Raw genomic sequence first — 12,365 nt, 5'->3', positions numbered from 1 at the left:
ATATGTCTGATTTGACATAAAATCTAAAAAAACCCAAAATATAGATGGTAGATTCGGAAAGCAAACCCCTTGTCTGGCTTAGTGGGGAAGTAAAAACACCGCCATTTTCTACTGATGCGCGTATTCAAGCGGGATTTCTGCTGCGAAAGCTACAGGATGGTGAAAGCCTATCCATGCCATTCTCTCGCCCTATGCCAAGCATCGGATCTCATTGTCACGAAATCCGTCTAGCCGATTCACAGACAAGCAAGGATTGGCGCATCATTTATCGAATTGATGTAGATGCTATTATTATAGTGGATGTATTTAACAAAACCACGAACAAAACACCGGATTCGATAATTGAAAAATGTAAAAAGCGCTTGAAGCAATACGACGAAATTTCAAGTTAAATCTAGAAGGTATTTTATGGACATAGCTAAACGCCAACGCTTAGAAGCAGCAGGATGGACTATCGGGACAGTAGAGGAATTTCTCGGACTTTCATCAGAAGAAATTGCTTTCATAGAAATGAAACTTGCACTGAGTAAAGCCATCAAACAAAACCGGATTAGCCAACAGATGACTCAGCATGAGCTTGCCCAGAAAATTAAGTCTAGCCAGTCAAGAGTTGCTAAAATGGAAGCTGGCGATCCTTCCACTTCCCTGGATCTCCTGATTCGCACCTTGCTTATCTTCGGTGCTACACGCCAAGACATTGCTGAGGTAATTCTTAACAGTGGTTCCTGAAAAATATCTAATCTTAAGTGAATTAGTCAAAGTCCGATCGCCCTCCAATCATTTAAAACAAAAAATATGAGCATTAACGATAAACTTAAAAACATACTGACGCAATTACGATCGCACTTCGAGCAACTCTACGGCGATCGCCTCACCCAAATGGTGCTCTACGGTTCCCAAGCCAGAGGCGATGCACGCCCCGACTCTGACATTGATATTTTAGTCGTCCTCAAAGGGCAAGTAAACCCAGGCGAAGAAATTAAAAGAACCAGCCACATTCGAGCCGATTTGTCGCTCCAAAATGATGAAGTCATTAGCTGTCTGTTTATGGACGAACAGCGATTTACGCACTATAACGGGCCTTTATTGCGGAACATTCGCAAAGAGGGAATGTCATTCCTCAATAAGCCTTTGACGGGCGCGCAGGATGCCCACCAACAAAAAAACTTACTCTTTGTGGAACAGGCATCTTGCCTGTTCTGGAGAATGCTAAAAGATGCAATTGCGAGCACTTTCATCACCTTTAACTTCCTCTACCACCGCCCTAAAACAGTATACCGAAATCCCCGACTTATTCAACAAGTCGGGGATATAAAACAAGAAAACAGCCCCTACATATTAATGACTACCCGCTCCAGCCGCCCGTTTAAACGCCTCATCCAGCACTTCCGAAAGCGTCGGGTGAGTGTGAACTCGGAATGCTAAATTGTTAACAGAATCGCGCTGGGCGATCGCATTTGCCGCCTCCTGAATCAAATCTGAAGCGTGCAAACCGAAAATGTGAACTCCCAACAACTCCCCAGTATCTTTCCGGTAAATCACCTTAGCCATACCGTCGGTTTCACCCTCCGCAATAGCCTTAGAATTTCCCTTAAAATAACTCTTGACAGAACCGACCTCAAACCCTTCAGCTTTTCCTAACTCTTTGGCCGCAGGTTCAGTCATTCCCACATAGCTAATTTCCGGGTGAGTAAACGCCGCCGCCGGGATACTCAAATAGTCAACTTCGCGGGCACGGCCACAAATATTTTCCACTGCAGCAATTCCCTGAGCAGACGCAGAATGCGCTAACATCATCTTGCCATTAACATCGCCGATCGCCCACAAATTTTGCACCGGTTCTCCCGCCGCCAAAACCTGCATCAGATCGTTAACTGGGATATAACCGCGCATCGTTTCCACGCCAACAGTTTCTAACCCCAAATTCTTGCTCACCGGCACCCGACCAGTTGCTACCAAACAAGCATCAACTTCCAAAACTTCCACAACTTCTTTAGTTTTGAAATCAGCTAATTCAATAATTACCGGCGAACCAGGAATAATCTTTTTCGCCAACAACCCAACTTTTGTTTCAATATCGCGGGGTGCAATTAACACTCGTTCTGCCAACTTAGCAATATCCGGGTCAAAAGTCGGCATCAATTGATCTAGAGCTTCAATCATCGTAATTTCGCAGCCCAGGGCCGTGTAAATATCCGAAAACTCCAAACCGATATAGCCACTGCCAATAATTGCGATCCACTTCGGCAGCGATTCCAACCTGACAGCATCGTCGCTGGTAAATACAGTTTTGCCGTCAATTTCTATCCCGGGGGGGACGAAGGGAACCGAACCTGGAGCGAGAATAATATCCTTGGCAGTAATAGTTTTCTCGCCTTTATCCGTTTCGACGGTAATTTTTTGAGAACCGGCGATTTTGCCCCAACCTTGGATAATATCGACGTTCAAACGTTTGAGGCTGTTGGTCAAGTCGCCGCGAAGTTTGCTAACAATAGTGTTAGCGTGATTTGCGATCGCCCCGCGATCGAAATCCACACTTCCCAATTGAATTCCCAAATTCTTCAGGTGGTGGGCATTCCGCAAATCTCGCACTCGCCCCGAAGCCGCCAACAGCGCCTTCGATGGAATGCAGCCGCGGTTGACGCAAGTCCCCCCCATGTCCCCCGCTTCGATAATTGCCACTTTCAACCCGCAGCTAACCGCGTGTATGGCCGCGCCGTGTCCGCCCACGCCAGCGCCGATAATTGCTAAATCGTAATCAAATCCCTGAGTCACCTTAAAATCTCCTAATGCCTTTGAAATCTTAGGACTCAAGCAAAAAATACCGTCTCTCCGTCCTTTCGAGGTGGCGCGTTGCCATCGCAACCCTTGAACAGCGGTAATAGTTGCATAAGTCCTGTCTCCTTATTCTCGACTAGACTAGGGTTAATTAGACAACGAAACAGCAGTAACTGAGATTTTTTCAGGGTCGATGATTTTGAGCTGGGTCTGCACAAGTCTCAAATCACTCAGTAGGCGGGTGTAGAGTTAAATATAGTTTGAAGGCTGACAATGCTCGCTGTGAATTTTATATTGGGGCAGCAAGTTCAGCAGCAGGCATTGCACCGTCCGGTTCAATTGTGTCCGCCTGCTTGTTTTAGTCGGGTTTTGATGTCTGCACGTGCCGGGGCGGGCAGAGTTTTTTGGCAACTTTTAGAGTCTATGGAGTGGCTTATGACGGATGACGACTACCAGAAAGATTTACGCCGGGCCTCGGCTCAATCATTTTTTGAGTCCCTTGATGAATTGTTCGATTCTATAGAATCGAACAGCAGTCAAGCTGCACAACCTATATCTCCACCGCCTCAGGCTAAGTCTGCGAGTCAGTCTTCGAGTCCGCCGAAGAAGACTAGACCTGCGAAAATTAATTTGTCGGATTTTGAAGATGCGATCGCCGATTTGGAACAGTTTATCCAGAGCAAACACCAGAAACGCCCGGAATCCAATCAATAGTGCGATCGACACATTTTCAAGTAATGACTGTTAACTGTTGACTGTTGACTGTTGACTGTTGAACTCGCGCAAAAACCGATACTTGCTTGAAGACCGGAGTTGCCCAGGGCGCAAAATTTTAGACCGAAGTTCAACCTCCCAGATTCATCTGTGGAGTAGATTCTTCAATCTAAAATCTAAAATCTAAAATCTAAAATCGACTGACTGTTAGCGGTGGTTTCGGCTTAAGCTGCTGATGGCGCACCCTACAATATATTCAAATATTCAAATTTCCTTGAGGATTGCTTTACCAGAATCGAGCCACATAAATTAGCTCAATTTACTATTAATAGCTTTGTTTTTGGGCTTTGACTGCTGCGGTAATTGCCTCGATCGCACTTCAATAGCCCGATCGCCGATCGCACTTAAAGGCAACTCGAATTCATCCATATCGTTGCGGAACTTCACCGCAATATCAGCACCGTTAATAATCGCTCCCAACAGCCGCGGCCCGGATTTATGCGACTCCTCCTCCTCAGATTCCAGCAACTGCTCGGCAGCTTCAGACAACATACTAGACAGAGTGTAACCAGGCCGCGCCACCAAAATCATACCGTCCGTGTACGGTTCCAGCGTCAGCGCGTCGTTGCACTCGCTCAAGGCCGGAGAATCCACAACCACAAAATCAAAGCGGTTGCGAACATCGTCGAACAATCTCCGCATTTCGCTCGATTCAAGTACAGCAGAGGCCTGCCGCAAAAAGCCCGGACTCGGTACCACATATAGGTTCTCTACCTCGGGAACCAAAAAAACGCACTCGCTAATATTGCCGTAATAGTGCAAAGGTTCCACCGCCGCCAGAGGATCGGCAGCGATTTTCAAAGATTCAACGTTAGAAGCCGATCGCAAATCTGCTTCAATTAACAAAGTCCGCTTACCCGATCGAGCCGACGCAATTGCCAAATTGTAAGCGCTAAAACTTTTCCCCTCCAAACCGGCCGCCGAAGTCAGCAGCACCACCTTCACCGGTTTGTCCCCGATCCGCCGCAAATTAGTGCGCAATCGCTCGTAAAATTCCAAATAGGGAGAATTTGCCTCCAGGGCCAGAGGCATTTCATCGGCGTAGGAATCAAACACCGTCACTTCAGGCAAAACTGCCAGTATCGGCACCTCTTTTTCCACCAAAGCCGCCCGCACTTCTTCCCAACTGTAAAACTTGCCGTTGAGCATCCCCAACAAAAATATCAACCCGCCGCCCAGCAGCAATCCCACAAATCCCCCCACCGCCAGCATCACCGGCAAACCTCTCTTGTTTGACTCAACGTCATCAGTTTTGGGAAGTTGGGCGATTGTCAAACTCCCGGTTGTCTCAACTACCGCAGCCTCAGCATCTACCAAAGCCGACTGCATCTTATCGTAGAGAGATTTTTTCAGGGCTACTTGCTGGGCCAACCGCGCTTGTTCTAACTGCTTGTTGGGGATTGTCGCGTGTTCCCGGCGTAATAGCTGTTCAGTTTTCTCGATTCCTTGGAGTTGCTGTTGCAGCATATCGCGCTGCGTTTGCAAAGCAATCAAACTTTGAGCTAACTGCTGTCTGGCCGGGTCTAAAGAAGAGTCTACCCGAATTCGATCGGCACTTCTGAGCGGAGCGGCCACCCCGTTACCGCCGAGCACCTCAGACTGGCGCTGCTGCAACTGCTGCTCAAAAACTTGTTTTTGTTTGACCAATTCTACAATTTTCGGGTGTTCCTCCTGCAAGTCGGTGCGGAGAATTTTGAGCTGAGATTCGATCGAAAACAATTGCACTCGCAGTTGCGCAATAATTGGATCGGCAGAGAGTGCTTGAGCGACGTAAGCTTGCTCCACATTCAATCCCAAGCGCTCCTGCAAACTGTTAATTTGAGCTTCTATTCCTCCCAACTGCACTCGCAGTTGCCGCTGCTGCTGTTGGCTGCTGGTAATCGCTTGCGGCAGGGCACCGCTCTGAGCTGCTAAAATCGAGACTCCTTGTCGTTTTTCGTAGGTTTCTAATTTTTGTTCCGTCTCTCTGAGATCCTGAGTGACTTTCGGCAAACGGTTGTTAATTTGGGCGATGGTTTCTCGCAGTCTAGAAGTATTAATAGTTTGGCTGCGAGCCACCATTTCCTTCATCAGCGCCTCTACTACCGCTTCTGCTTTTTTGCGATCGGCATTTTTGTACAATACTTGAATCAAAGCGCTGGGGTCATTATTCTTACTCGGCATCTTTACCTGCACGTTATCTGCCAGCTTTTTAGCAGAAACATTTACTTTTTTCGCTGCTGCTTCAACCACCCTTTTATCCAGCAGCATATCTTTCGTTATTTCTTGTCCTTCCTGTTGAATTTTAGTAGTAGTCGATGAAAAAATCACGCTCGGCCTGCGGTAGGCCAGCGTACCAGCAGCAACGTAAACTGGCGGCGGAGTTGGCTGCAGGGCCACTACTCCCGACACGCCCACACTCACCGCGAGAGTAGCCAGTCCCACCCACTTGTATTGGTCGAAAGCAATTAAATAACGTTTAACAACGGATAAAGTCATGACGATTTTAGATTTTAGATTTTAGATTTTAGATGGCTAATTGTTAACGATAACTAATGATTCCTGACAAATGATACCCATTCCCCAAAACCTTAAAACTTTCGGCCCGTGATTTAAACCCATATCGCATAAGTCATTCCCAATCGAAAATCGAAAATCGAAAATCGAAAATAGTATGACTACCTATCATTACGTGATGGCCCGAACAGATTTGTCACCCCATTTCTCAACTGCTCAAAGAACAGAATAAATCCCAAAGTATCGCGGAATGGTCGAGTAAAAGTATTGATTACATAACCAATGCGCTCTACCAAATTTCTACCAATAACAATCACATCATTATCTTCGAGCATCGGGTTCTGAGAAACATTGCCCTCCAACGCAGCTTTAGCATCTAGGGAACGGTTGATAGCTCTACCTTGCTTTTGGTCGAACCGAATCAGGGCTATTTTCCGCAAGTCAGCAAGATTAACAGGCAAGTTGTTGATAGCATCCAAAAACTTGCTGCCATTTTCTAGGTAGAACGAGGTCAAACCACCACTAGCGTAACTCAAAACTCGAACGTAGATCCTGGGCTTAATCAAAGTAGACCGCGAAACTAGAGCTTTGTCATAGTCTAGGTTTTTGGTACTAGCGTCCAATTCCGGGATGACAATCACATCTCCCGAGGCCAAAGGAAAATCGAACAAATCGTTAGCCTTTGCTAGGGGAGTGTAGAGGTCGATGGGTTCCTCCACCGACGAGCCGTCCACGAGGGTGCGCCGCACTCGCACCGCCCGTAAATCGGCTTTTCCCGTGACTCCACCTGCAATCACCAAAGCAGCCGAAATTCGACCAGAACCGGCCGGAAGCGTGTAAAAACCGGGTTTGCTGACTTCTCCGGTGACAGTGATTTGGATGGGGACAGCGGCCGCAGCGAGGCTGTACCTGGATGCTAAATCTTGATCCGATTTGCGATCGGGCGTAACCTGTTTATACGGTACGACGATCGCATCTCCATCTTCCAAACGCAAATCCGGCGGAGCAATACCAGTTTGCAGCGGTGTCAAAATATCCACAATTTGCTCCGCGACACCACCCTCAGGCAAAGTCCGCCGTACCCGCACTGCGCGCAGTTCCGCCGTAGGAGTAGTCCCAGCAGCAGCAGCCAGAGCCGCCGGAAGTTGGGGGGTTTGCAGCGGATAAAAACCCGGTCTGGCGACTTCCCCCGTCACCGTCACCACTACGGGGCGCTGAACCAGCAAAGCAGCCGAGACTTGAGGATTTTTGATAAATTGGCCAAAGCGCTCCCGGAGGCGCTGCTGCGCTTGTTCCACGGTAAGACCGCGCACATTTACTGTTCCGATTAGCGGCAGTACAATTACCCCTTCAGGGCTGATTGCACCTGTAAAACCTAGCTCTGGGAAGCGCTGAACTTGAACAGAAATCTGGTCTGCCGGGCCCAGGCGGTAGGGTCGATTCCGAAAAGCGGGGTTAATTTCCCGGTTGAAGTTGGCAGGCGGCAGTGGCGGTACGCGCAGTGGCGGTGGCGGCACGAACTGTTCGGAACTAGGAACAACAGATTGGGCTAAAGCCGTTTCTGGAAAAACTTTGCCGTTAAAGCCCCAGAATACAACAGCAAAAGATATAGTCCAAGCCGTTGAATACAGGCCTGCCAAGGAAAAAGCGACGCGATTTTTAATTGTGAATTTTTCCGGCATTTTGAGATGATTAAAAAGAGTATTATTTTGAATGATTCGTTGATTTTTAAGTTTCCTCTCCGCAAATCTCAACTGAAAATCTCTATTCGAGATCCCAAATTATAGCATTTGATCCTTGAGATTTTACAATAGGAAATGACTGCTGAAATAATGGTTTGGATATTCCCTGTAATTGCAGAGTTTTTTTCAACAGGTATTAACTGAAATCGGTTGAATTTTCCCCCTTGATTTTTCTGACCTGCGCGGGCGGGCTTTGTTAGTATAATATTCCTGGACGCACGGGCGGTCAGAAACCGGGTTTTTATTGCGAAAATACTGCATCCAGACATTGAAAAATGGTCAAAACTCGGTTTCTTTGGTATTGATGCGTCCAGGACTATATAAAATAGTATAAGACGGATTTTAATTGCCGAGGAGAGGGGTTTTAATCGTGGTATTGGGTATGATAACTTCCCTATAATATTCAAATATCCCCCGCATAAAATTGCCGTCAAAACTATACTATACTCAGAAAGTTTCTGCTATTAATTTAGCCTGGACAATTTCGCCGAGAGATTCGAGCAAGGGTTGAGCTATCTTAATGCTGCCCTGCGGTTGAATGGGAAGGATGATACTGACAGCAACCCAAGAGGCGCGGCGGTTCGACAGTCTAGCAATGCTGTCTTCCCAAAACCAGCGGCTGGTTGTTGGAGAACCCCCGTTAGGCCAAGCGTACCACTGCACGACAGCAAAAGTTTGTTGGGGAGTCCAGCTTCGGAAAAACCGGGCCTCAACATTAGTCGGTGGCTTGTCGGGTATTGGCGCTAATTTAACTGTAAACCTCAAAATGCGATGAGAATCTGTTTGCCACTGATGAAATCCATCGATATCGAGCCATTCTACCTGCGGCTGGTTTTTGGGGTCATTTTGAGGCAACAGCAATAAAAGGGCAATTGTTCGATCGTTTTTAATTTCTTCAACTAACCACCTGTGACCGCCAATTTGGACGTTATTCTGGATGCGGATCACCTCCCAGCCGGGAAGTGTCATCCCGTTTTGGCGCAAACTTTTCAATTGCTTGAGGTTGGCAACGGTTGGCGGGTTTGTCCAAGGCCACCTTCCTGTGCCGTAGCCCGGAATTGCTACTGTCCCAACCAGTACCAGCAAAAACACCAGTACCAAAATTTTAGATAATTGGTACCGTCGCAGTAGTTTGCGTGCTGAAATCATTTGTTTCACTAATTTACAGACTGGCTTGGGAAATACTTTTCCATCCCGTTGAGGATAAGTACCAATAAGCCTAGTATACAAGCAGAATACAAGTCTCCGCCCCATCCGGCGTGCAGCCAAGTAAAAAGCGTCTCTCTCTCAGTTCCGTGAAAGTAAGTTAGCAAAGTGTTGCGGAAAATGTTGGAAGTGATGCTAATAATGGATGTACTTGCTAAAAACAAAAGGCTTCTTTTTTGGTCGTGCCAAACTCCTGTCCAATCCAGCAGAATTAAGCTGACGTAAAGACTGGTAAACAGCATTTTCAAGCCTGCACAGTGGGGAGCAACTTCTACAATGCGATCGTTTACGTACAGATAAATTTGTTCCACTCTCACGTTGAGACCAACCTTAATTAATATCAAGCCTGATGTTTCAGCAATGAAGTGCTGTAACGGCAATGCGTAGGGTTCTATGAGGTAAGGAATGTGGTTTGGCGAGGCCAGAAATACGAATAAAAGCGGCATCGCGTGCAATTTCAAGCCGGGAATTCCTTTTAAAGATAAGCAAATGCTCACCAACATTACTAGCAATGATAAATTTACTAAATCGCTCAAGCGACTCAGATAAAAAAGCGTGGCTAGTACCAGCAAAAAGCTTCCCAAAGGATGCGGTGAGTTGGGCAAGCTGCGCCAGGACTTTCTGTTCATCCAAGCAATATAAGCAGCGTAAGGCAAACCAATTAGTCCGTGGCTGAAATATTCGTGTTCGATGCTGATGTTTTTGTTGAACCAACCGTCGTACCAGTGTACTAGCAGGGGGGCGTACAGCAGCACTAGGAGTACGGTGATACCTTCCCCCAGGAGGTATCGCTTGAAAACAATGCGAATTCTGCGCTGGATGTGCATGGTTTGAGAAGTTTTGAGGTTGCCGCGCTGGATTCGCAACGGTGTGCGGTTTGGAACTGTCAGTTAAAGAATTGTTAATTCCCCACAAAAACGCTTTGAGAACCGCACCTTACTGCTTGAAACACCTGCAGCATAAGTTTTTACGAACAATTAGCAATTCAATGATAGTACGATCGCCCGAACAACTTGCTCGATCTGAGTATTGCTCAATCCAGGATACATTGGCAATGATAAAATTTGTTGGCACAGGGTTTCTGCGCGGGGGAAGTCGCCCCGATTGCCTAAGTTTTGGTAGGCGGGTTGCAGGTGACAAGGTACGGGATAGTGTATACCTGTTTGGATGCCGTCTTGGGCGAGTTTTTCCTGAAGGGTGTTGCGGTCGATCGAGCTTTCCTCAGTAATTTGGATAACATAGAGGTGATAAATATGACCGCTGTTACTGTGGTTGGCGATCGGTACAATGCCTTTGTGTTTCAGGGGTTCTAGTAGAGTATTGTAGTGTTGAGCAGCGTCGGTGCGATCGCGATTCCATTTTTCTAAGTAAGGTAATTTAACATTGAGCACGGCCGCTTGCAAATTGTCGAGGCGGCTGTTGGTGCCAATTTCTGTGTGTAAATATTTGCTTTGTGCTCCGTAATTGCGGAGAGTTCGCATTTTTTCTGCGAGCTCTGCATCGTTAGTAATTAACATCCCGCCGTCGCCAAAAGCACCGAGGTTTTTGCTGGGATAAAAGCTGAATGCTGCTGCTTTCCCAATGGAACCCGCGCGGTATCCTTCTCTTTCGGCTAAGTGTGCTTGGGCGGCATCTTCAAATACGATCAAATCGTGGCGGTTCGCAAAATCTAAAAGCTGCCCAGGTGATACCATTTGACCGTAGAGGTGTACGGGAATAATTGCTTTAGTTTTGGAGGTAACTGCTGTTTCGGCTGCTGTGAGGTCAATCAGGGCAGTTTCCGGGTCGCAATCTACAAGAATAGGTACAGCTTTAGCTTGGAGGACGGCGATCGCGGTGGCGATAAAAGTGTTAGCGGGTATGATAATTTCGTCGCCCGGATTAATGCCGCAAGCTTGGAGTCCCAGAGCGATCGCATCTGTTCCACAAGCCACTCCTACGCCGTATTTTACTCCTGAAGCTGCTGCAAATGCTGTTTCAAATTCTGTCAGTGATTGACCTAAAATAAAGTCTCCTTCCTGGATAATTTTTCCAATAGCTTCTGCTATTTGGGAGTGGATTGGCTGGTGTTGCAGGGAGAGATTTACAAACGGAACTTTTGGCGGGCGCTTACTCATAAACTATCGGAACCTAATTATTTATATTAACATTTAAGGGCAAATAGCTTTTAAAATATTTTAACCGCAGAGGGCGCACAGTAGCAGAGGGGAAATGGAGATTTTTTACGGAAGAGCTGCGCCTCACGTACTTTTTTTGACTCAGCAAATAAATGATTTTTTTTCGGTAATATAGAAGCAGATAATTTTGCAGCAAGCAATCGCAATTATGGAATACAAAAAACTCGGCGACAGCGACTTATCAGTATCTGAAATCTGTTTGGGCACGATGACTTACGGCCAGCAGAATACCGTTGAGGAAGCGGCCCAACAGCTCGATTTTGCGATCGATAGAGGCATCAACTTTATCGATACGGCAGAAATGTATCCCGTCCCTGGAAAGGCGGAAACTCAGGGCAAAACAGAGGAATATATCGGGGAATGGTTGGTCAAACAACAACGGGATAAAGTCATTATAGCGACTAAAGTGGCGGGTCGAAGTTCTCGATTAAAGTGGATTCGCGAAGGGAAAAATCAGATCGATCGCCCAAATGTCGAAAAAGCCCTGAATGACAGCCTGAAGCGCTTGCAAACTGACTACATCGACCTGTATCAAATCCACTGGCCCGATCGCTACGTCCCGCTATTTGGCGCGCCGGATTACGACATCGCCCAAGAGCACGAAACAGTACCGATTTTGGAACAATTAGAGGTATTTGCTGACTTGATTAAAGCTGGCAAAATCCGCTATTTGGGTTTGAGTAACGAGACGCCTTGGGGAGTTTGCGAGTTTTGCACCTTGGCGGAAAAACACGGATTGCCGAAAGTTGTTTCGATTCAGAATGCTTTCAGTTTGAGCAATCGGACATTTCACCTAAATTTAGCAGAAACTTGCCGTTTTAAGAATGTGGGATTGATGGCTTACAGTCCTTTGGGATTTGGGCTGTTAACGGGTAAATACTTGGATGGAATTCCCGAAAATTCTAGGTTGGCTTTATTCGCGGGATTCGGGCAGCGTTACGATAAAACTAATCTGAATGATGCGGTGAAAGCGTATGTTGAGATTGCGGGGAAACATGGGATAAGTCCGGCGCAGATGGCTTTGGCGTATGTGCGATCGCGCTGGTTTGTAACTAGCACCATTATCGGTGCAACAAGTCTCGAACAGTTGGAGGAAAATATCGGTAGTTTGGAGGTGAATTTGGATCGGGAGATCATAGCGGAAATCGATGCGGTGCACGCTAAGTATCCGAATCCGACACCGTAAGTTTAT

General features: G+C 46.8%; 11 protein-coding genes. 5 read left to right on the top strand and 6 right to left on the bottom strand.

The window, feature by feature from the left end; translation table 11 throughout:
• Positions 1-44 precede the first annotated feature (44 nt).
• From QUB30_RS01065 to QUB30_RS01055, 3 genes are all read left to right on the top strand, one after another.
• The gene (locus QUB30_RS01065; RefSeq protein ID WP_333327800.1) at positions 45-392 is read left to right on the top strand and encodes a type II toxin-antitoxin system RelE/ParE family toxin; all 348 of its coding nucleotides are present in this window, start codon (positions 45-47) and stop codon (positions 390-392) included.
• Between the two features lie 16 nt (positions 393-408).
• Positions 409-729: a helix-turn-helix transcriptional regulator gene (locus QUB30_RS01060; RefSeq protein WP_332946007.1), complete on the top strand. Its 321-nt coding sequence runs from the start codon at positions 409-411 to the stop codon at positions 727-729.
• 66 nt (positions 730-795) lie between these two features.
• Positions 796-1,425, top strand: a complete 630-nt coding sequence (locus QUB30_RS01055; RefSeq protein ID WP_333327797.1) for a nucleotidyltransferase domain-containing protein — start codon at positions 796-798, stop codon at positions 1,423-1,425.
• On the opposite strand, the gene lpdA is transcribed toward QUB30_RS01055, so the two are convergent.
• Complete coding sequence (gene lpdA, locus QUB30_RS01050) at positions 1,339-2,775, bottom strand: dihydrolipoyl dehydrogenase (protein WP_333327794.1); 1,437 nt, start codon at positions 2,773-2,775, stop codon at positions 1,339-1,341. The two genes, QUB30_RS01055 and lpdA, sit on opposite strands and share 87 nt — an antisense overlap.
• A gap of 276 nt (positions 2,776-3,051) precedes the next feature.
• On the opposite strand from lpdA, the gene QUB30_RS01045 reads away from it, so the two are divergent.
• Entirely contained in the window at positions 3,052-3,492 is a 441-nt protein-coding gene (locus tag QUB30_RS01045; RefSeq protein ID WP_333327791.1) for a hypothetical protein, read from the top strand.
• A 309-nt stretch (positions 3,493-3,801) separates the two neighbouring features.
• On the opposite strand, the gene QUB30_RS01040 is transcribed toward QUB30_RS01045, so the two are convergent.
• The 5 genes from QUB30_RS01040 to QUB30_RS01020 all read right to left on the bottom strand — a co-directional run bounded on the left by QUB30_RS01040 (position 3,802) and on the right by QUB30_RS01020 (position 11,113).
• Entirely contained in the window at positions 3,802-6,030 is a 2,229-nt protein-coding gene (locus QUB30_RS01040; protein ID WP_333327788.1) for an AAA family ATPase, read from the bottom strand.
• A gap of 179 nt (positions 6,031-6,209) precedes the next feature.
• Positions 6,210-7,730 (bottom strand): polysaccharide biosynthesis/export family protein, encoded by a 1,521-nt coding sequence (locus QUB30_RS01035; protein ID WP_333327785.1) that lies wholly within the window; start codon positions 7,728-7,730, stop codon positions 6,210-6,212.
• A 507-nt stretch (positions 7,731-8,237) separates the two neighbouring features.
• Positions 8,238-8,939, bottom strand: coding sequence for a cyanoexosortase B system-associated protein (locus QUB30_RS01030; protein ID WP_333327783.1), 702 nt, complete (start codon positions 8,937-8,939; stop codon positions 8,238-8,240).
• Positions 8,940-8,947: 8 nt separating this feature from the next.
• Positions 8,948-9,823 carry a cyanoexosortase B gene (gene crtB, locus QUB30_RS01025; protein ID WP_333327963.1) on the bottom strand — a complete coding sequence of 292 codons (876 nt, stop codon included), beginning with the start codon at positions 9,821-9,823 and terminating at the stop codon, positions 8,948-8,950.
• 150 nt (positions 9,824-9,973) lie between these two features.
• Complete coding sequence (locus QUB30_RS01020; protein WP_333327779.1) at positions 9,974-11,113, bottom strand: DegT/DnrJ/EryC1/StrS family aminotransferase; 1,140 nt, start codon at positions 11,111-11,113, stop codon at positions 9,974-9,976.
• Between the two features lie 208 nt (positions 11,114-11,321).
• On the opposite strand from QUB30_RS01020, the gene QUB30_RS01015 reads away from it, so the two are divergent.
• Positions 11,322-12,359 carry an NADP(H)-dependent aldo-keto reductase gene (locus QUB30_RS01015; protein WP_333327776.1) on the top strand — a complete coding sequence of 346 codons (1,038 nt, stop codon included), beginning with the start codon at positions 11,322-11,324 and terminating at the stop codon, positions 12,357-12,359.
• Positions 12,360-12,365: the final 6 nt, after the last annotated feature.

Source organism: Microcoleus sp. BROC3 (assembly GCF_036702515.1).
Lineage (GTDB): Bacteria > Cyanobacteriota > Cyanobacteriia > Cyanobacteriales > Microcoleaceae > Microcoleus.
The sequence above is the reverse complement of the archived record's forward strand: the minus strand, read 5'-3'. Positions and strand labels throughout refer to the sequence as shown.

Coding starts and splice junctions, on each gene's coding strand:
- QUB30_RS01065 (WP_333327800.1), top strand. CDS start 45: ATGGTAGATTCGGAAAGCAAACCCCTTGTCTGGCTTAGTGGGGAAGTA.
- QUB30_RS01060 (WP_332946007.1), top strand. CDS start 409: ATGGACATAGCTAAACGCCAACGCTTAGAAGCAGCAGGATGGACTATC.
- QUB30_RS01055 (WP_333327797.1), top strand. CDS start 796: ATGAGCATTAACGATAAACTTAAAAACATACTGACGCAATTACGATCG.
- QUB30_RS01045 (WP_333327791.1), top strand. CDS start 3,052: ATGCTCGCTGTGAATTTTATATTGGGGCAGCAAGTTCAGCAGCAGGCA.
- QUB30_RS01040 (WP_333327788.1), bottom strand. CDS start 6,030: ATGACTTTATCCGTTGTTAAACGTTATTTAATTGCTTTCGACCAATAC.
- QUB30_RS01035 (WP_333327785.1), bottom strand. CDS start 7,730: ATGCCGGAAAAATTCACAATTAAAAATCGCGTCGCTTTTTCCTTGGCA.
- QUB30_RS01030 (WP_333327783.1), bottom strand. CDS start 8,939: ATGATTTCAGCACGCAAACTACTGCGACGGTACCAATTATCTAAAATT.
- crtB (WP_333327963.1), bottom strand. CDS start 9,823: ATGCACATCCAGCGCAGAATTCGCATTGTTTTCAAGCGATACCTCCTG.
- QUB30_RS01020 (WP_333327779.1), bottom strand. CDS start 11,113: ATGAGTAAGCGCCCGCCAAAAGTTCCGTTTGTAAATCTCTCCCTGCAA.
- QUB30_RS01015 (WP_333327776.1), top strand. CDS start 11,322: ATGGAATACAAAAAACTCGGCGACAGCGACTTATCAGTATCTGAAATC.